General features: G+C 68.1%; 15 protein-coding genes. 6 read left to right on the forward strand and 9 right to left on the reverse strand.

What is annotated here, in order from left to right; genetic code table 11:
* Positions 1-165: 165 nt before the first annotated feature.
* A complete protein-coding gene (locus tag ACF8ML_RS21195) occupies positions 166-1,104 on the reverse strand; it encodes a DMT family transporter (protein ID WP_154834495.1) in 939 nt (312 codons plus the stop codon).
* 145 nt (positions 1,105-1,249) lie between these two features.
* On the opposite strand from ACF8ML_RS21195, the gene ACF8ML_RS21200 reads away from it, so the two are divergent.
* Positions 1,250-2,191, forward strand: coding sequence for a LysR family transcriptional regulator (locus ACF8ML_RS21200; RefSeq protein ID WP_154836377.1), 942 nt, complete (start codon positions 1,250-1,252; stop codon positions 2,189-2,191).
* Here the strand turns inward: ACF8ML_RS21200 and ACF8ML_RS21205 are convergent.
* The 8 genes from ACF8ML_RS21205 to ACF8ML_RS21240 form a co-directional block, all read right to left on the reverse strand.
* Positions 2,188-3,753, reverse strand: a complete 1,566-nt coding sequence (locus ACF8ML_RS21205) for an ABC transporter permease (RefSeq protein WP_154834494.1) — start codon at positions 3,751-3,753, stop codon at positions 2,188-2,190. The genes ACF8ML_RS21200 and ACF8ML_RS21205 overlap by 4 nt on opposite strands.
* Complete coding sequence (locus ACF8ML_RS21210) at positions 3,744-4,568, reverse strand: phosphonate ABC transporter ATP-binding protein (RefSeq protein ID WP_392407888.1); 825 nt, start codon at positions 4,566-4,568, stop codon at positions 3,744-3,746. Before ACF8ML_RS21210 ends, ACF8ML_RS21205 begins: the two co-directional genes overlap by 10 nt.
* Positions 4,569-4,587: 19 nt before the next feature.
* Positions 4,588-5,472 carry a putative selenate ABC transporter substrate-binding protein gene (locus ACF8ML_RS21215; protein ID WP_016446779.1) on the reverse strand — a complete coding sequence of 295 codons (885 nt, stop codon included), beginning with the start codon at positions 5,470-5,472 and terminating at the stop codon, positions 4,588-4,590.
* A gap of 194 nt (positions 5,473-5,666) precedes the next feature.
* Complete coding sequence (locus ACF8ML_RS21220; RefSeq protein ID WP_047327644.1) at positions 5,667-7,280, reverse strand: hypothetical protein; 1,614 nt, start codon at positions 7,278-7,280, stop codon at positions 5,667-5,669.
* Positions 7,281-7,377: 97 nt separating this feature from the next.
* Positions 7,378-8,544, reverse strand: a complete 1,167-nt coding sequence (locus ACF8ML_RS21225; protein ID WP_047327645.1) for a mandelate racemase/muconate lactonizing enzyme family protein — start codon at positions 8,542-8,544, stop codon at positions 7,378-7,380.
* 36 nt (positions 8,545-8,580) lie between these two features.
* Positions 8,581-9,288 carry an SDR family NAD(P)-dependent oxidoreductase gene (locus tag ACF8ML_RS21230; RefSeq protein WP_047327646.1) on the reverse strand — a complete coding sequence of 236 codons (708 nt, stop codon included), beginning with the start codon at positions 9,286-9,288 and terminating at the stop codon, positions 8,581-8,583.
* The gene (locus tag ACF8ML_RS21235; protein ID WP_012205179.1) at positions 9,278-10,255 is read right to left on the reverse strand and encodes a tripartite tricarboxylate transporter substrate binding protein; all 978 of its coding nucleotides are present in this window, start codon (positions 10,253-10,255) and stop codon (positions 9,278-9,280) included. The genes ACF8ML_RS21230 and ACF8ML_RS21235 overlap by 11 nt, the downstream gene beginning before the upstream one ends.
* Before the next feature lie 116 nt (positions 10,256-10,371).
* Positions 10,372-11,310, reverse strand: coding sequence for a dihydrodipicolinate synthase family protein (locus tag ACF8ML_RS21240; protein ID WP_047327647.1), 939 nt, complete (start codon positions 11,308-11,310; stop codon positions 10,372-10,374).
* Positions 11,311-11,433: 123 nt separating this feature from the next.
* Between ACF8ML_RS21240 and ACF8ML_RS21245 the strand changes: the two genes are divergently transcribed.
* From ACF8ML_RS21245 to dld, 5 genes are all read left to right on the forward strand, one after another.
* On the forward strand, positions 11,434-12,456 hold the full coding sequence (locus tag ACF8ML_RS21245) for a LysR family transcriptional regulator (RefSeq protein WP_013802740.1): 1,023 nt from the start codon (positions 11,434-11,436) through the stop codon (positions 12,454-12,456).
* A 422-nt stretch (positions 12,457-12,878) separates the two neighbouring features.
* Positions 12,879-14,582 (forward strand): L-lactate permease, encoded by a 1,704-nt coding sequence (lldP, locus tag ACF8ML_RS21250; protein WP_047218252.1) that lies wholly within the window; start codon positions 12,879-12,881, stop codon positions 14,580-14,582.
* Positions 14,583-14,767: 185 nt separating this feature from the next.
* On the forward strand, positions 14,768-15,574 hold the full coding sequence (lldR, locus tag ACF8ML_RS21255; RefSeq protein ID WP_016446781.1) for a transcriptional regulator LldR: 807 nt from the start codon (positions 14,768-14,770) through the stop codon (positions 15,572-15,574).
* Positions 15,575-15,584: 10 nt separating this feature from the next.
* A complete protein-coding gene (lldD, locus tag ACF8ML_RS21260; RefSeq protein ID WP_016452885.1) occupies positions 15,585-16,724 on the forward strand; it encodes an FMN-dependent L-lactate dehydrogenase LldD in 1,140 nt (379 codons plus the stop codon).
* The gene (dld, locus tag ACF8ML_RS21265) at positions 16,721-18,490 is read left to right on the forward strand and encodes a D-lactate dehydrogenase (RefSeq protein WP_392407889.1); all 1,770 of its coding nucleotides are present in this window, start codon (positions 16,721-16,723) and stop codon (positions 18,488-18,490) included. The genes lldD and dld overlap by 4 nt, the downstream gene beginning before the upstream one ends.

An 18,490-nucleotide genomic window follows, 5' to 3' on the forward strand; every position in this document is an offset into this window, starting at 1 on the left:
TGATTGAGTCTGCAGCTCATGGGCGTCTGGCCTGACGGAATTGATCCGTTGCGGAATCATTTTTTCCATGATGTAACGGTGGATTCACAGTGGGGAATGGCTGAAAGGAGTGGCCATCGTATTTGCCCTCTGTGAAGTCAGTGAGAAGTGGCTTGGACCGGCAATTCACGACTGGCCCGTGAGCCGGTGCCCCAGCACCGCCACCACAATGCAGCCCATTCCCACCCACTGCGCCGCCGACGGCACGGCGCCAAACCAGGCCAAGTCCACCAGCAAGGCCATGGCGGGGTAGACGAAGGACAGTGCCGCAATGGCGGGCGCCGGCAGCCGCTGGAATGCGGCATACATCACCGTGTACATGAAGGCCGTATGGACCAGTCCCAGGGTCAGCACCATGGAGGCGGCGCGCGCTGACAGCAATTGAGGGCTGGCTGCGGCGATATGGGTGAGCAGCGGCAGGGCCCACAGGCTCAGCACCAGTCCGCCCGCCAGCATCTGCAGCATGGCGATCTGGGCCGAGGGCATGTGGCCCAGGCGGCGCGTGGCGACCGTGGTGCCTGCGTAGAGTGCGGCGGCCAGCAGGGCCAGGGCCACGCCTATCCACGCGCCTGTTCCAGCATGCGATGCATCCATGCCATCCAGTCCGACCAGGCCGCTGCTCAGTGCCACGCCCAACAGGGCCAGCAGCAGCCAGGGCAGCTTGCGGCGTTCAACGGGCTCGCCCTGCAGCGCCGACAGAGCCAGCAGCATGAAGGGCTGCACGTGGTAGACCACGGTGGCCACGGCGATGGAGCTGTAGTGGTAGGCGCTGAAGAGGGCGACCCAGTTGAGCACCAGGGCGATGCCGCCGCCGGCCAGCCACAGCCATTCCCGGCCTTGAGGGGCGACCCATTCGCGCCGCCAGGCCAGCCACAGGCCCAGGCCCAGTGCGCCCAGCACGCAGCGGGCGAATACGACCAGCAGCGGCGGCAGCGCGCTTTCCACGACGAGCAGGCCGATGGTGCCCGACAGCGCCATGGCCAGCAGCATGCGCCAGGTGCCGCCCTGGCTGGTTCGGGGCCGTGTGGTTGAGGTTGCAGAGGTGAGGCTGGGGCTGTGGGACATGGTGTCGATTCCTGGGCGCGCTTCGGTATGGAGCGCATGGCCGTATCTTGCGGACCTTGCAATCAATCAACAATCCATGAGTCATTCAAATTAATATTGCCTGCCATGCAACAAAGACCGGAGTAGCGCCTTGCCCGATACCGCCATGCCCCTGGATGAAATGCTGGTCTTCGCCCGTGTGGTGGAGCACCAGAGCTTTGCGGGCGCGGCCCGGCAGCTGGGGCTGACGACCTCGGCCGTGAGCCGCAGCGTGGGGCGGCTGGAGGCGCATTTCGGGCTGCGGCTGCTGCAGCGCACCACGCGCTCGCTGTCGCTGACCGAGGCGGGGGCAGAGATCCATCAGGCCTGCCTGCGGCTGGTGGAGGATGCCCAGGCCGTGCAGGCGCTGGCCGGCCAGCTGCGCCAGCAGCCGCGCGGACTGCTGAAGATCAGCGCGCCGGCCGTGCTGGGCGATCTCTGGCTGTCACCACTGCTGCCGGGCTTTTGCGCGCGCTGGCCCGAGGTACAGGTGCAGGTGGACATGACGGACCGCATGGTGGACCTGGTGGCCGAGGGGCTGGACCTGGGCCTGCGCATCAGCATGCCGGGCCAGATCGCGCCGGGGCTGGTGGCGCGGCCGCTCAAGACCATCCGCTATGTGCTGGTCTCCACGCCCGGCTACCTGGCGCGGCATGAGGCCATCGGTGCGCCCGAGCAGTTGCTGGCGCATCCCTTCATCAGCCTGGGCTACGGCCAGTTCCAGAACGAGGTCGAATTGCGTCCGCAGCGCGCTGGGCATCAGCCGGCCGCGCCCGCTACGCGTCTGCTGGTGAATACGCCCATCACCATTGCCAGCAGCCTGGGCATCATCCAGGCGCTGCAGCAGGGGCCAGGCATCGGCGTGGTAGCGGACTTTGCGGCGCAGGCGGCGCTGCAGGCCGGGCAGCTGGCGCCCGTGCTGCCGGGCTGGGCGCTGTGCGGCAAGTACGCGCCGCGCGTGGTGCATGCGGTCTATGCGCCCACGCGCCATGTGCCGCTGAAGCTGCGGGCGCTGATCGACTACCTGGTCGAGGTGGAAGGCGAGGGCGCCGCGGCCTCCACCACCTAACCCATGCGCCTGCGCAGCGCCGCGCTGGCCCAGTCCACAGCCACGGACAGCGCCAGCATGGCGATGATGACGGTGCTGGCCTGGGCGTAGTGGAACAGCGACAGCTCGAAGTACAGCAGCTGCCCCAGCCCGCCCGCGCCCACGAAGCCCAGGATGGCGGCCATGCGGATGTTCATCTCCCAGCGGTACAGCGTGTAGGCCAGCAACTGCGGCGCGGCGCCGGGCAGCGTCGCGTAGAGGAATGCCATGGTGCGGCCGCTGCCGGACAGGCGCAGCGCTTGGGTGGGGGCGGCGGGCTGGTTCTGCAGGGCCTCGGCATACAGGCGCCCCAGCACGCCGGCCGTGTGCAGCGCCAGCGCCAGCGCGCCTGCGAACGGGCCCAGGCCCACGGCCAGGGCGGTGATGGTGGCCCAGACCAGCTCGGGCACGGAGCGCAGCACGTTGAGCACCAGGCTCCAGGGAGCGCGCCAGCGCGGCAGCGCCAGCAGCAGGCCCAGCACGGCCGCCAGCAGGGTGCCGACCACGGAGATGGCCAGCGTCTCCCACACGCCCACGGCCACCTTGCGCAGCCATTCGGCGCTGGTGTCGGGCGGGAAGAAGCTGATGACGAATTCCAGCATGGACCGGCCCGCCGCGCCGGTGAACAGCGAGGGCAGGTCCATCTCCAGCATGGCAAAGCTGGCGGCCACGCCGAGCGCCAGGGCGGCGCAGGTGAGGGCGCTGCGCCAGCCCCAGGCGCTGGCACGCGCGGCGGGTGGCGTGTCCAGCGCGCGGCGCAGGCCGCGCGAGAGCAGGTCGGCACCCCAGACCAGCAGCATGAAGGTCAGCAAGATGGTGGAGGCCTCGCCGCCGTTGAGCATCTTCATGGCCTGGTCCATGAGCTGGCCCAGGCCGCCCGCGCCCACAAAGCCCATGACCACCGAGGCGCGTATGGCGCACTCCCAGCGGTAGACGGTGTACGAGGTCAGTTCGCGCGCGGCCTGGGGCAGCAGGCCGTAGAGCATGGCCAGCGGCCGGCGCGCGCCGGCCTGCGCCAGGGCACGCGCGGGTGCGGGGTCGGCCGATTCCAGGATTTCCGCATAGACCTTGGCCAGCATGCCGCCATAGGTCAGGCCCAGGGCCAGCACGCCAGCGGCCGGCCCCAGGCCGAAGACGCGCACGAAGACCAGGGCCCAGACCAGCTCGGGCACGCCGCGCAGGATGGTGAGCAGGCCGCGCGTGACGGGATTGAGCGCCCGCCGCTCGCGCGCGGCGCCCGTGACCAGGTAGGCCAGCGGCACGGCCAGCACAAAGGCCAGGGCCATGCCGGCCGTGGCAATGGCCAGGGTCTCCAGCGTGGCGCGGCCCAGGTAGCCCAGGAAGTCGCGCCCGGTCTCGGGCGGCAGAAACGTGGCCAGAAAGCGGCCGATGACCTGCAGGTTGCCGGGATCGAACAGCGCGCCCAGGCTGAAGCCCGCGCCCTGGAACAGCGGCCACAGCACGACGGCGGCCAGCACCAGGGCGCCGAGGCGGCGGGGCGCGGCGGGGTCACGCAGCGCGTGCAGATCGGAACTCAACGGCATGCGGATGCGGACAGCGGTGCGGCAAAGGCGGCGGGCGCGGGTGTCCACGCGGGGCGGGAGGGATCATCGCCAGGATGCTCGGACCCATACAGCGCACGCAGGTGTTCCTGCGTGACTTCTGCCGCCGGCAGGTCGAAGGCGATGGCGCCATCGCGGATGGCCACGATGCGCGCAAAGCAGGCCAGCGCCAGGTCCACGGCATGCAGGCTGGCCACCAGGGTGGCGCCGCGCGCGGCGGCTTCGTGCACCAGCAGTTGCACGGTGGACAGGGCCAGGGCCGGGTCCAGCGCGGCCACGGGCTCGTCGGCCAGGATGAGCTCGGCCTGCTGGTAGAGCACGCGGGCAATGCCCACGCGCTGCAGTTGCCCGCCCGAGAGCTGGTCGCAGCGCGCGAACAGCTTGTCTGCCAGCTGCACGCGGGCCAGGGCCTCGCGCGCGCCAGCGGTGTCCTGTGGGTACAGCAGCGAGGCCAGCGCCTTCCACGCCGGCCACCGGCCCAGGCGCCCGGCCAGCACGGCCGTGACCACGCGCTGGCGCGGCGGTATGGGCGGCGCCTGGTGCACCGTGCCGATGCGCGCGCGCAGCAGCCGGGGAGCGCCCGCGCTGGACGCAGGCACCTCGTTGCCCAGCACGCTGCGCCGGCCCTGGCTGGGCGCCAGCGCCGTGCCGATGACGGACAGCAACGTGGTCTTGCCCGCGCCCGAGGGGCCGATCAGCGCAATGGCTTCGCCCTGGCGTGCGGCCAGCGTCACGCCGCGCAGCGCAGTGCCGCCGCCGGCGTGGGTCAGGCCCACGCCTTGCAGTTCAAAGCTCATGGATTGCGCCTGCTGCGGCTTACTTGAGCAGGCCGGCCGACTTGGCGGCGGCCTCGATGCCTTCGTAGTTCGAGGCCTGGGTGGGAATGAAGCGCGCGGCACGCTGCAGCTCCAGGATGGCCTTGTGCTCTGGCTTGGCCGGGTCCAGCGCCAGGAAGGCGTCGGTCAGCTTCTTGACCAGGGCCGGGTCCAGGTCGCCGCGCACGGTCCAGTTGTAGTCGAAGTAGGGCGGCGTAGTGGCGAACACGCGCACCTTGCTGGTATCGACCTTCTTGCTCTCCACCAGCTTGTCCCAGACCGATGCGTTGAGCACGCCGGCCTCGGCCTTGCCTGCGGCCACAAAGGCCACGGTGGCGTCATGCGCGCCGGAGAAGGCCACGGTCTTGAAGTCCTTCTCGGGGTTGATGCCGTCCTGCTGCAGGAAAAAGCGCGGCATCAGGCTGCCCGAGGTGGACGAGGGCGCGCCAAAGGCAAAGCTCTTGCCCTTGAGGTCGGCCAGGGTCTTGATGGCGGGGTTGGCCGTGATGAACTTGGAGGTGAACCTGGCGTCTTCCTCGCGCTGCACGATGGGAATGGCCGTGCCGTTGGTGCGGATCTTGGCCTGCACGAAGGTGAAGCCGCCCAGCCAGGCCAGGTCCAGCTTGCGTGTGGCCAGCGACTCGACCACGGCGGCGTAGTCGGTCACGGGCGTGAACACCACCTTCATGCCGGTCTGTGCCGAGAGGTACTTGCCCAGCGGCTCGAACTTGCGCTGCAGCTCGGTGGGAGCTTCATCCGGGATGGCCGAGACGCGCAGCACGGCGGGTTCGGCGGCCAGCGCAGGCAGGCTGGACAGGGTGGAGGCGGCCAGCACGCAGGCAGCCGCCTGGCGCAGCGCCGAGCGGCGCGCAGGAATGTGGTTCATGGATGGGCTCCGTTCAATCAGCCACCGCCGTCCGGATACACGGCGGTTTAATAAGGCGCCCGGGGTTGACACGGGCGCCGAAGGTACAAGGGCGGTACACCGACCGCTGAGGCTGCATTGTAGGGAGCGGGCTTTTCCGTTGGGGAGCGTCAGATATGGGACCGCAGCAAGCTTCAGCGGCTCCGCAGTTCTGTCTACTGTAGGCGCAGAGTGAACTGGACTTCTCCTGGATACCCCATGCAGGACGTTTGCGACCGGCTGGTGACAGGGTGGCTTGGAATGCCAACGGCGTCCCTGTCGAAATGCTCCGGCACATAGAGTTTTTTATCGAGATTGAGCCGCTTGATCGAAGCAAGACGCTCCAGCGAAAACAGGTTGGCGCTCGTGGCAAGTCTGATATCGGTCCAGAGCCGCTGCAGGGCAGGCTCTGCCAAGGTGTTGTTGCCGGTGGCGCGCGCCGTCAGAAATCCCTCGGGAAACGCTCGTTCGTAGTGTCCAACCCGGCTGTTTGATCGAGCGGGAAGACGGGCAAGAAAGGGTTCTGCCAGTGCTAGAGGGTCAATCCAGGTCGCCTGGGACCCCGCAGCGAAGGCTGTCATTCCTATGTTGCATTTTGCGTAGACGGCGGGGGGCTGTTTGCGCAGCTTGTCACCTTCGACAAACCATGGATGAAGCTTCCAAGAGTGATGCTCCAAGACGCGGCGCATACCAAGCTCCTGGTAGTAGAACCCTCGCTCATTGGCAATTCCAGAGGGCATGACGAACCGTTGCTGATAGCTGATCGGCGAGAGGACGGTGGCATGCAGGGCGCCCGTGGACGCCACCAGCAACAGGGCCCATGTGACGGTGTAGAGAGAAGACAGCCCCACCGTGCCGAGCACAAGAATCGAGAAAACCAATGGTCCTGCCAAGAAGCGTCCGGCCATGTAGTCGCCGCCCACATAAACGAGATAGCCAAACCAGAGCGCAATGCCTGCTGCGATGGGGCGCAGGGCGGCACGCGTGAGGCCAAAACCCAGCCCAGCCAGAATGGTGACCAAGGTAGGTAGGTCGTATTCATACGCATGGACTACAAGATTCCAGGCCTGCTGTGCTGACTGGGCAGCCGTCAGACCATTTAACACCTTGGCGATGGCGGTGTTGGGTACTGGTGAACCGAAATAGAAGAGGGAGAACAACGTCCACAAAACGGCCGGTAACAGGCCAGGCAAAAACTGCCTTACCAGAACAGCAGGCTTGTCGCGGCTGGCGGCCAGGCTGGCGACAAGCGCAGGCGCCACAAGAACGACGGCATCGGGACGGTTCAGAAAAAGCAGCGCCGACAGCGCGCTCAGAAGCAGCACGCGGTGCGGATGTTCGGTTTTCCAGGCGATGAAGAAAAGAACCAGCAGAACATGTGTCAGCGGATTTTCCAGCCCTGAGGACGAGTAGTCGACAAATGCCTGGCACCACAGCAAGGTCGAAAGCGCGAGCAGGCTGCGCAGATGGGGACCGCCCATGGCCTTGAGGCACAAGAGACAGAAGAGCAGCAGGAGCGCGGCACTCAGCCCGATCGAAGACCAATATGGATCACTGCTGAGCCATACCAGGGGGCTCAGGAGAAACATCCACAAGGGATGGGTGAAGACCTGAACTCTTTCATCGATGTTCCACCTCAGGCCATGGCCGGCAATCCAGTTGTCGATGACGCGAAACGTGATGAAGGCGTCTTCGGCAACCCATGCCGTCCGATAGAACGCCAGGAAGAAGGCGAGGAGCAACAGCGTGGCAGCTATCCAGCGCGTTCGGAGACTCAGTGCGGGTGTCATGCCAGTACGTTAGCAGAGGGTGCTGGTTACAGGCTGGCCCCGTGGAGCGGCCCAGTGGAGAAAGCAACAGCCTTCTCCCGCTTTTTTCAACAGCTGATCAAACCGCCAGCGCGCGCATCTCGGCGATCAGGTCGGCCTTGCCCTCGAAGCCTATGCCCGGCAGCGGCGGCAGGGTGACGTGGCCGTTGTCAACCTTCACGCCGTCGGGGAAGCCGCCATAGGGTTGGAACAGGTCGGGGTAGCTTTCGTTGCCGCCCAGGCCCAGGCCGGCGGCAATGGCCAGCGACATCTGGTGGCCGCCGTGCGGAATGCAGCGGCTGGGCGACCAGCCATGGGCCTTGAGCATGTCCAGCGTGCGCAGGTACTCGACCAGGCCGTAGCTGAGTGCGCAGTCGAACTGCAGCCAGTCGCGGTCCGGGCGCATGCCGCCGTGGCGGATCAGGTTGCGCGCGTCCTGCATGGAAAACAGGTTCTCGCCCGTGGCCATGGGGCCCTGGTAGACCTCGCCCAGGCGGGCCTGCAGTTCGTAGTCCAGCGGGTCGCCAGCTTCCTCGTACCAGAACAGCGGGTACTGGCCAAGGGCGCGGCCATAGTCGAGCGCGGTGGCCAGGTCGAAGCGGCCGTTGGCATCCACGGCCAGCTGCTGGCCCGGGCCCAGAATTTTGAGCACGGACTCGATGCGCTCGCAGTCCTCGGCCAGCGTGGCGCCGCCGATCTTCATCTTCACCACCGAGTAGCCGCGCTCCAGGTAGCTTTCCATCTCGCGGCGCAGGCCATCCAGGCCCTTGCCGGGGTAGTAGTAGCCGCCAGCGGCGTAGACGAAGACGCGCGGGTTGGGCGTGCCGCTGCCGTAGCGCTCGGCCAGCAGCTGGTACAGGGGCTTGCCCGCTATTTTTGCCGTGGCGTCCCAGACGGCCATGTCGATGGTGCCCACGGCCACCGATCGCTCGCCGTGGCCGCCGGGTTTTTCATTGATCATCATGCGCGCCCAGATCCTGTGCGGGTCCAGGTTGTCGCCGCTGTCGTCCAGCAGGCTGCCAGGCTCGGCCTCCAGCACGCGCGGGATGAAGCGCTCGCGCATCAGCGCGCCCTGGCCGTAGCGGCCGTTGGAGTTGAAGCCGTAGCCGATGACGGGGCGGCCGTCGCGGATCACGTCCGTGACCACGGCCACCAGGCTGAGCGTCATCTTCGAGAAATCGATGTAGGCGTTGCGGATGTCCGATTTGATGGGACGGGTGGATTCGAGGATGTTGACGATTTTCATGGTGCTTACGGATGAAGGATGGGTGTCGGAGTGGGCTCAGCGCGGCAGCGACGAGCCGCCGCAGATGGCGATGTCCTGCCCCGTGATGGCGGCGGCTTGCGGCGACAGCAGGTAGCCGACCAGGGCGGCGATCTCGGCCGGCTCTATCAGCCGGCCCAGCGGCGGCAGGCGCGGCGCGCTGCCGGCACGGGCGGGGTCGCCCAGCATGGTGGTGGCCGTGGCAGCCGGGGAGACCACGTTCACCGTCACGCCCTGGCCAGCGACTTCGGCGGCCCAGCTGCGTGCCAGCGCAACCAGCGCGGCCTTGGTGGCCGCGTACTGCCCGCGCCCGGGCATGCCCTGGGCCACGCGGCTGCCGATGAAGACCACGCGTCCGCCGCCGCGCGCGGCCATGCCGGGCACGATGGCGTCGGCCAGCCGCGTGGCGGCATCCACATGCAGGCGCCACATGAGCTCGCCGCCCGCGTGGTCCAGCAGGCCCAGCGGCCCCACGCGCAGCACGCCTGCGGCATGGACCAGGGCATCGGGGGCGGGCCGGTCCCGGTTGGCCTGGGCCGCCTGGGTAATTGCAAGGCCGTCGCACAGGTCCACGCGCAGCGGGTGGAAGGCTTCATGCGCCAGGCTGGCCGGCGCCAGGTCCAGTCCGGTCACGCGCCAGCCTGCATCCAGCAGCGCCTGCGCAATGGCGCGGCCTATGCCGCTGCTGCTGCCGGTGACCACGGCGTGGCGCAGTTCATTCGACACGGATGTTCCCCTCGGTCACGATCTTCTGGGCGCGCTCCATGTCGCTGGCCTGGAACCTGGCGAAGTCCTCCACGCTGCCCGGCGACAGCAGCAGGCCCTGCTCGCGCAGCTTGTCCTTGAGATCGCCCGCCAGCGCCTTGTTGACCTCGGTGTTGAGCCTTTTGATGATGTCGGCCGGCACCTTGGCCGGCGCCCACAGGCCGTACCAGCTGTAGAACTCGTAGCCGGCAATGGTCTCGCCCACCGTGGGCACATCGGGCAGGCTGGGCGCGCGCTGGGCCGAGGTGACCGCCACCACGCGCAGCATGCCGCCCTTGTGGTACTGCAGGGAGCCCAGGATGGGGTCGATGAAGCCGTCGATCTGGCCGCCGATCAGGTCCTGGAAGGCGGGGGCCGTGCCCTTGTAGGGGACGATGAGGTAGTCCAACTGGCCCGCGCGCTTGAGCAGTTCGGTGGACAGGTGGCCTGCCGAGCCGATGGAGCCCACGGCAAAGGTCATCTTGCCCGGATGGGACTTGGCATAGGCCATCAGCGACTTGATGTCGGTGATGGGCAGGTTCTTGTTGATGGCCACCGACAGCGGCGCCTTGGCCACCAGGGCCACGGGTGCGAAGTCCCGGTTGACCTGGTAGGGCACGGTCTTCATGGTCATGGGCGCCGTGGTGAAGGTGGAGGCATTGAACAGCAGCGTGTAGCCGTCCGCCGGGGCCTTGGCCACGATGTCGCCGCCGATCACGCCGTTGCCGCCGGGCCGGTTGTCGATGATGAATTGCTGGCCCGTCTGCTCGCCCAGCTTCTGCGCCAGTTGCCGGCCCACGGCGTCCAGCGTGCCGCCGGGTGGGAAGGGAATGACCACGCGCACGGGCTTGGCGGGCCAGGCCTGGGCACCGGCCGGGCCGGCCAGCGCCAGCAGGGCGGCGCCTGCGGCAGCGCCCAGGGCCGCGCGGAGGAAATGATGGCGTTGCATGGTGTCTTGTCTCCTGTCGTGCTTTTGTTGTTGTCCGAAGGGGCCGCGCAGCTCGGGCCGGGCCAGGCTGGTTGCGCGGCAAGAGCCTGTGTCTGTGTATGGCCTGCGGCCTGCGTTCAGCGCTTGAGCAGCCCGGCCTGCGCCACGGCAGCGCGCAGGGCCTGCAGTTCCTGGGCGTTGGGCGCCTCGGTGGGCGGGCGCACGGTGGCGTCGTCGATCACGCCGGCCAGGTACATGCCGCCCTTCATGCGGGCGTGGGCCTCGCCCGTGGGCTCGCCGCCGCCGTAGACGGCGTCCTTGAGCGGCGTGATCACGGCCTGCACCGCTATGGCCTTCTTCAGGTCGCCGGCCTTGACGGCATTCCACAGGTCGATGATGAGCTGGGGGATGAAGGTGGCGAAGCCGACCAGGGCGCCGTCCACGCCCTGGACCATGGAGGCCAGCAGGTACTCGTCATGGCAGGTCAGGATGGCCTTTGCGGGATTGGCCTCGCGGATGGCCTGGATGTCGCGGGCGTACTTGTTCATGTCGCGCTGGCCCACCTTGAAGGCCTGCACGTAGGGCAGGCGCGCCAGCTCGGCAAGCAGCGGCGAGGAGTAGGAGGCACGCGTCCAGGCCGGGTAGACGTGGCAGACCAGGTCCAGGTCCGGCGCGGCGCGGTGGATGGCCTCGAAGTACTGCAGCGCATGGCCGGGCGTAAAGCCGAAGCGCAGCCAGTGGTGGGGCGGCATCACATCCAGCGCCACCGCGCCTGCGGCCTGGGCGGCACGCGCATGCTCGGCCGCATCGGCCAGGCCTTCGCAGACGATGGAGGAGATCACGGGTAGCCGGCCCCGCAGCTCGTCGGCCACGATGCGCGTGACCTCGGCGCGCTCGGCCGGCGTCAGCGCGAACACCTCGCCCGTATGGCCGTTGGTCATCACGGCGACCACGCCCTCATGGCCCGCCAGCCACGATGCCAGGCTGCGCAGCGCGGGCTCGTCTATGCGGTGGTCGGGTGTGAAGGGGCAGGAAATGGCGGGAATGATGCCGCGATAATTCGAGATGGAAGGCATGTGGCTTGTCTCCGTTTTGGGATGGGTGTGAACGACGGATGGATCATTTCCCGCCGCGCCCGTACGGTCCAATACTCGAATCGCATACATCTATCCATCCGAGAACCACAACGACTGGAGACCATGGGACCTGGCAATCGCCCCCTTGACATGGAGTGGCTGGAAGACTTTCTGGCCCTGGCCGAAAGCGGCAACTTCTCGCGCGCGGCAGAGGCCCGCTCCATCGCCCAGCCCGCCTTCAGCCGGCACATCCGCGCGCTGGAGGAGTGGGTGGGCGCCGAGCTGTTCGACCGCAGCGCGCATCCGGCCGCGCTCACCGCCGCAGGCCAGCGCTTCCAGCCCTTGCTGGAGGATGTGCTGGCCAAGCTGGAGGCGGCGCGCATCAAGGCCCGCGCCGCGCACGACCAGGCCGCCGCCAGCCTGCGCTTTGCGGCCACCCATGTGCTGTCACTGACCTTTTTCCCGCGCTGGCTGGGCACGCTGGAGTCGCAGTTGCGGCTGGGGCCGATACAGACCATCTCGGACAGCTTTCACGCCTGCGAGGACCAGGCGCTGCAGCGGCGCGTGCAGTTCGTGCTGTGCCACGGCCATGCCGAGGTGCCGGGCCGTCTGGACGAGGCCGGCTACCCCATGCTGCAGCTGTCCGAAGACATGCTGCTGCCCGTGTCCGCGCCCTGGCCGGACGCGCCGGGCCGCGCGCTGCATGCCATAGACGCCGGGTCCGCAACGGGTGGCGGCCAGCCTCTGCCGCTGGCCGTGCTCGCCTACAGCGAGGCCTCGGGCCTGGGGCGCATCATGCGTTCGCGCCTGCGCGGGCTGTTTGGCGCAGGCGGCGCCGGCACGGCGGGCGAGGGCGATGGCCGGCCCGAGCTGCCCCAGGGCGCGCAGACCGTGTTCACCGCCCACCATGCGGCCCTGCTCAAGGCCATGGCGCTGGAGGGGCGCGGCGTGGCCTGGCTGCCGCGCAGCCTCATCGTGGACGAGCTGCGCAGCGGCGCGCTGGTGCTGGCGGGCGGCCATGCCTGGTCCGTGCCCGTGGAGATCCGCCTGTACCGCCAGCGCGCTGACATGGCCGATGCAGCCGAGGCGCTGTGGACCGTGGCCTGCAGCCAGCCGCGCATGAGCGCCGAGCCCGCGCGGCGCTGATCGCCCGCGCTCGCCTCACCGCTGCTTTTCTTCAGATTTTCATCCGCTTTGCGCACCGCCAGGGCCTGCCCTGGCGGTGCGCCTTGCTGCGCGCTGCACCAAAGCAAATCCGTAAATTGGTCTGACCAATAAACATAGTGGTGCAGTATCTGCACTATTTTAGGTGTTTACCCTGTTCATCTGCCCACTTGAAAGCTCTGAGAATCGCACCACTTCGCGCAATGGTCTGAATTTTGGCTTAATTGGTTGGACCAATTTGCCAATGGCCCACAAGGCGCCAGCGCGGGGAACACTCCCGGTCACCGTTGCAGCCATCCAGCAGACATCCAGTGCGGATCGCACCGCGTGCCAACGCTGCAACGAGAGGGAGTGGCCGACAAGGGGCGCTTACCGCGCCCTCCCCATCATCTAGAGACACGGTCATGCAAACCATCTGGCAGCAGAACTACGATCCCGCCGGGAACATCTGGATCTCGGCGCTGATCGCGCTGATTCCCATCATCTTTTTCTTCCTGGCGCTGACCAGGTTCCGTCTCAAGGGCTACCAGGCTGGCACCGTCACCGTGGCGCTGGCGCTGGGCGTGGCGCTGCTGTTCTACAAGATGCCCGTGAGCGCGGCACTGGCCTCGGCCGTGTACGGCTTCTTCTACGGCCTGTGGCCCATCGCCTGGATCATCGTGGCGGCCGTGTTCCTCTACAAGATCTCGGTCAAGACGGGGCAGTTCGACGTGATCCGCTCGTCCATCCTGTCGGTCACTCCCGACCAGCGGCTGCAGCTCATCCTGGTGGGCTTTTGCTTCGGCGCCTTCCTGGAGGGCGCGGCCGGCTTCGGCGCGCCCGTGGCCATCACTGCCGCGCTGCTGGTGGGCCTGGGCTTCAAGCCGCTGTATGCGGCGGGCCTGTGCCTGATCGCCAACACGGCGCCCGTGGCCTTCGGCGCCATGGGCATTCCCATCATCGTGGCGGGGCAGGTCTCGGGCGTGGATGCATTCGCCATCGGCCAGATGGCCGGACGCCAACTGCCCTTCATGACGGTGCTGGTGCTGTTCTGGCTGATGGCCATCATGGACGGCTGGCGCGGCGTCAAGGAAACCTGGCCGGCCGTGCTGGTGGGCGGCGGCTCCTTCGCCGTGGTGCAGTTCCTCACGGCCAACTACATCGGCCCCGAGCTGCCGGACATCACCTCGGCCATCGTCTCGCTGGTGGCGCTGACGCTGTTCCTCAAGGTCTGGCAGCCCAAGCGCATCTTCCGGTTCGACACGGAAGGCGAGGGCGGCAAGGCTGCTGCCATTGCGAAGACAGCCACGGCGGTCAAGGCTCCCGCCGCCGCTTCCGGTGCACCGCTGACGGCCGGCGCCGTCATCAAGGCCTGGTCGCCCTTCATCATCCTCACGGCTATGGTGACGATCTGGAGCATCAAGCCCTTCAAGGCGCTGTTCGCCGCAGGCGGCCCGCTGGCCTCCACCGTCATCAACATCCCCGTTCCCTTCCTGCACAACCTGGTGGAGAAGACGCCCCCCGTCGTGGCCGCCGCTGCGCCCTACGGCGCGGTCTACACCTTCAACTGGCTGCTGGCCACCGGCACGGCCATCCTGATCGCGGCGCTGATCACCATCACCTTCACGCGCCTGTCGCCGGCCAAGGCCGTGGCCACGCTGGGCGAGACCTTCAGGGAACTGGCCGTGCCGATCTACTCCATCGGCATGGTGCTGGCCTTCGCCTTCGTGGCCAACTACTCGGGCCTGTCGGCCACGCTGGCCCTGGCGCTGGCGCACACGGGCCAGGCGTTCACGTTCTTCTCGCCCTTCCTGGGCTGGATCGGCGTGTTCCTGACGGGCTCGGACACCTCGGCCAACGCGCTGTTCGCCGCGCTGCAGGCCACCACGGCGCAGCAGCTGGGCCTGCCCCAGGTGCTCACGGTGGCGGCCAACACCACGGGCGGCGTGACGGGCAAGATGATCTCGCCCCAGTCCATCGCCATTGCCTGCGCGGCCGTGGGCCTGGCAGGGCGCGAGTCGGACCTGTTCCGCTTCACGGTCAAGCACAGCCTGATGTTCGCCGTGATCATCGGGGTGATCACGACGCTGCAAGCCTATGTGTTTACGTGGATGATTCCGGGGTATTGACATGAAACACCCCCTGAGTCGCTGCGCGCCTTCCCCCTCTCTACCCGCTTCGCGGGGGAGGGGGACGACACCCTCGCGGCGGGGCGGCCCTTGCTCGGTGTCCCTGGCTTGGGCAGTGCGGGTTTCATGCGATGAGGCTGGCGCATAGCGCCGTGAATCACTGAAAACCAATTCTGAGAATCCCCATGCGCGTTGCCGATCAAGTTGTCGAGAAATTGCTTGCCCTGGTGCAGGCCAGCGGAGTGCAGCCCGGACAGCGGCTGCCCGCGGAGCGGCAACTGGCGGCCGAGCTGGGCGTCTCGCGCACCTCGGTGCGCGAGGCGATACAGAAACTCACCAGCCAGGGCGTGCTGGTGGCGCGGCGCGGCGATGGCACCTACCTGCAGGAGCCGGCGCCGGCTGCCGAGCCTGCGGACTGGCTCAAGGACGCCATGCGGCCGCTGGCCGGCCTGATGGAGTCCGACTCCCACTACCGCTACGACGTGCTGGAAACCCGCCACGCGCTGGAGACCAGCACGGCCTGGCTGGCCGCCCAGCGCGCCACGCCGCAGGACAAGGACCATATCCAGCGCTGCTTCGAGGTGATGATCCAGCACCAGCAAAGCGGCCACGCCGAGCTGGCGGCGCGCGCCGACGCGCAGTTCCACCTGGCCATTGCGGAGGCTTCGCACAACCTGGTGCTGGTGCAGGTCATGCACAGCCTGTTCACCGTGGTGCTGTCCACGGTGGAACGCAACCGCCACGACATGTTCCGCCTGAGCGCGCCCCAGACCCTGCAGGAGCTGACCGTGCAGCACCAGAGCCTCATGCAGGCCATCCTGGACGGCGACCCGCAGCGCGCCCGCGAATGCATCGGCGAGCACCTGGAGCATGTGCGCACCACCATCCAGCGCCTGGACGAGGACCGCGCGCGGCGCGAGCGCTCCATGCGGCTGCCTCTGGACGCCGCGCCCGCGCTGCTGCCCACTTCAGACCTGATACGAAAGACATGAGACACCCATCATGATCATCTCCTCCACCTCCGACTACCGTGCGGCGGCGCAAAAGCGCCTGCCGCCTTTCCTGTTCCACTACATCGACGGCGGCGCCTATGCCGAGCAGACGCTGCGCCGCAATGTCGAGGACATGGCCGCCGTGGCGCTGCGCCAGCGCGTGCTCAAGGACATGAGCCGGCTGGACACCAGCATCGAGCTGTTCGGCGAGAAACTGTCCATCCCCGTGGCGCTGTCGCCCGTGGGCCTGACGGGCATGTACCGCCGCCGCGGCGAAGTGCAGGCCGCGCGCGCGGCCGACGCCCATGGCATTCCGTTCACCATGTCCACGGTCTCGGTCTGCCCCATCGAAGAAGTGGCGCCCAAGATCAAGCGCCCCATGTGGTTCCAGCTCTATGTGCTCAAGGACCGGGGCTTCATGCAGAACGCGCTGGAGCGTGCCCAGGCGGCCGGCTGCTCCACCTTGGTCTTCACCGTGGACATGCCCGTGCCCGGCGCGCGCTACCGCGATGCGCATTCGGGCATGAGCGGCCCGAATGCCGCCATGCGCCGCTACTGGCAGTCGGTCACGCATCCGGCCTGGTCCATGGACGTGGGCCTGCTGGGCCGCCCGCATGACCTGGGCAACATCTCGGCCTACCGGGGCAGCCCCACGGGCCTGGCCGACTACATCGGCTGGCTGGGCGCCAACTTCGATCCCTCCATTTCCTGGAAGGACCTCGAATGGATACGCGCCTTCTGGAAGGGGCCCATGGTCATCAAGGGCATCCTGGACCCCGAGGACGCCAAGGACGCGGTGCGCTTTGGCGCCGACGGCATCATCGTCTCCAACCATGGCGGCCGCCAGCTCGACGGCGTGCTGTCCTCGGCCCGCGCGCTGCCGGCCATTGCCGATGCGGTCAAGGGCCAGATCAAGATTCTGGCCGACTCCGGCATCCGCAACGGCCTGGACGTGGTGCGCGCCATCGCCCTGGGCGCCGACTGCGCCATGATCGGCCGCGCTTTCATCTACGCGCTGGCCGCTGCCGGCGAGGCCGGCGTCAAGCACCTGCTGGAGCTGCTGGAAAAGGAGATGCGCGTGGCCATGACGCTGACCAGCGTCAGCAAGGTGGCAGACATCACCGGTGACCTGCTGGTGCGCGAAGCATGAGCGCGCCGTCCATCTCCGCCATGCCCCAGGTGTCCCGCGAAACCCTGCTGCAGCAGCTGCGCCAGGCCGTGGGCGCGGCCCATGTGCTCACCGACGACCAGGCCACGCGCCGCTTCCGCAAGGGCCACCGCACGGGCGAGGGCCCGGTGCTGGCTGTAGTGCGGCCCGCGACGCTGCTGGAGCAGTGGAAGGTGGTGCAGGCCGCCGTGGCGGCCGGGCGCATCGTCATCATGCAGGCCGCCAACACGGGCCTGACGGGCGGCTCCACGCCCGACGGCGCGGACTATGACCGCGAGATCGTGCTCATCAACACCTTGCGCATCACCGGCGTGCAGGTCATCGGGGGCGGCGCCCAGGTGGTCTGCCTGCCCGGCGCCACGCTGGACCGGCTGGAGCAGGCGCTGGCGCCGCTGGGGCGCGAGCCGCATTCGGTGATCGGCTCGTCGTGCATCGGCGCCTCGGTGCTGGGCGGCATCTGCAACAACTCGGGCGGCGCCCTGGTGCGGCGCGGCCCGGCCTATACCGAACTGGCGCTGTACGCGCGCGTGTGCGGCGACGGCTCGCTGGAACTCGTCAACCACCTGGGCATCGCCCTGGGCCGCACGCCCGAGGAAATCCTCACGCGGCTGCAAAACGGCGACTACACCGAGTCCGACATCGCCCACGATGCGCAGCGCGCCGCCTCCGACCCGCGCTATGCCGATGCCGTGCGCGCCGTGGACGAGGACACGCCCGCGCGCTTCAATGCCGACCCCTCGCGCCTGTTCGAGGCCTCGGGCTCGGCCGGCAAGCTGTGCCTGTTCGCCGTGCGGCTGGACACCTTTCCCAAGGAGCCGAGCACCGTCTTCTATATAGGCAGCAATGCGCCCGACGACCTCACGGCCGTGCGCCGCGAGCTGCTGACCGCGCTGCCGCGCCTGCCGATCGCCGGCGAGTACATCCACCGCACGGCCTACGACATCGGCGAGAAATACGGCAAGGACACCTTCCTGCTGATCGACCGCTTCGGCACGGCCAGGGTGCCGGCCGCCTTCGCCCTCAAGAGCCGCATGGACGGCTTCTTCGAACGCTTCGGCCTGCGCGGCGTCACCGACCGCGTGATCCAGGCGCTGACCAACCTGCTGCCCAGCCACCTGCCCGCGCGCATGTGCCAGTGGCGCGACCGCTATGAGCACCACCTGCTGGTGCGCGTGTCCAACGACACGGCCGAGGCCACGCGTGAATTCCTCACGCGGCACTTCAGCGGCAGCACCACGGGCGGCTGGTTCGAGTGCGATGCCGACGAGGGGCGCAAGGCCTTCCTGCACCGCTTCGCCATCGCGGGCGCGGCCATCCGCTACCGCGAGGTGCACCGCGCCCAGGTCGAGGACATCGTGGCCCTGGACGTGGCCCTGCGCCGCAACGACCGCGAATGGGTGGAGCAGCTGCCCGCCGAGGTCGAGCGCGACATGGTCCACAAGCTCTACTACGGCCACTTCTTCTGCCATGTCTTCCACCAGGACTACATCGTCAAGAAGGGCGTTGACCCGCTGGCCATGGAGCACCGCATGTGGGAACTGCTGGACGCGCGCCGCGCCGAGTACCCGGCCGAGCACAACGTGGGCCACCTCTACGTGGCCAAGCCTGCCCTGGCGGGCTTCTACCGCGAACTGGACCCCACCAACACCTTCAACCCCGGCATAGGCCACACCTCGCGCAAGCTGGGCTGGGAGGAGTGTTGTGACCGGCCGGGGGGATGGCCCAAGGGGTATTCGGAAACGCCGTAG

The organism is Delftia sp. WSY_10, from assembly GCF_043104705.1.
Classification (GTDB): Bacteria; Pseudomonadota; Gammaproteobacteria; order Burkholderiales; family Burkholderiaceae_C; genus Comamonas; species Comamonas tsuruhatensis.

Bases quoted from the DNA above. Each gene is read 5' to 3' on its own strand.
- ACF8ML_RS21195 (WP_154834495.1), bottom strand. From the start codon at position 1,104: ATGTCCCACAGCCCCAGCCTCACCTCTGCAACCTCAACCACACGGCCC.
- ACF8ML_RS21200 (WP_154836377.1), top strand. From the start codon at position 1,250: ATGCCCCTGGATGAAATGCTGGTCTTCGCCCGTGTGGTGGAGCACCAG.
- ACF8ML_RS21205 (WP_154834494.1), bottom strand. From the start codon at position 3,753: ATGCCGTTGAGTTCCGATCTGCACGCGCTGCGTGACCCCGCCGCGCCC.
- ACF8ML_RS21210 (WP_392407888.1), bottom strand. From the start codon at position 4,568: ATGAGCTTTGAACTGCAAGGCGTGGGCCTGACCCACGCCGGCGGCGGC.
- ACF8ML_RS21215 (WP_016446779.1), bottom strand. From the start codon at position 5,472: ATGAACCACATTCCTGCGCGCCGCTCGGCGCTGCGCCAGGCGGCTGCC.
- ACF8ML_RS21220 (WP_047327644.1), bottom strand. From the start codon at position 7,280: ATGACACCCGCACTGAGTCTCCGAACGCGCTGGATAGCTGCCACGCTG.
- ACF8ML_RS21225 (WP_047327645.1), bottom strand. From the start codon at position 8,544: ATGAAAATCGTCAACATCCTCGAATCCACCCGTCCCATCAAATCGGAC.
- ACF8ML_RS21235 (WP_012205179.1), bottom strand. From the start codon at position 10,255: ATGCAACGCCATCATTTCCTCCGCGCGGCCCTGGGCGCTGCCGCAGGC.
- ACF8ML_RS21240 (WP_047327647.1), bottom strand. From the start codon at position 11,310: ATGCCTTCCATCTCGAATTATCGCGGCATCATTCCCGCCATTTCCTGC.
- ACF8ML_RS21245 (WP_013802740.1), top strand. From the start codon at position 11,434: ATGGGACCTGGCAATCGCCCCCTTGACATGGAGTGGCTGGAAGACTTT.
- lldP (WP_047218252.1), top strand. From the start codon at position 12,879: ATGCAAACCATCTGGCAGCAGAACTACGATCCCGCCGGGAACATCTGG.
- lldR (WP_016446781.1), top strand. From the start codon at position 14,768: ATGCGCGTTGCCGATCAAGTTGTCGAGAAATTGCTTGCCCTGGTGCAG.
- lldD (WP_016452885.1), top strand. From the start codon at position 15,585: ATGATCATCTCCTCCACCTCCGACTACCGTGCGGCGGCGCAAAAGCGC.
- dld (WP_392407889.1), top strand. From the start codon at position 16,721: ATGAGCGCGCCGTCCATCTCCGCCATGCCCCAGGTGTCCCGCGAAACC.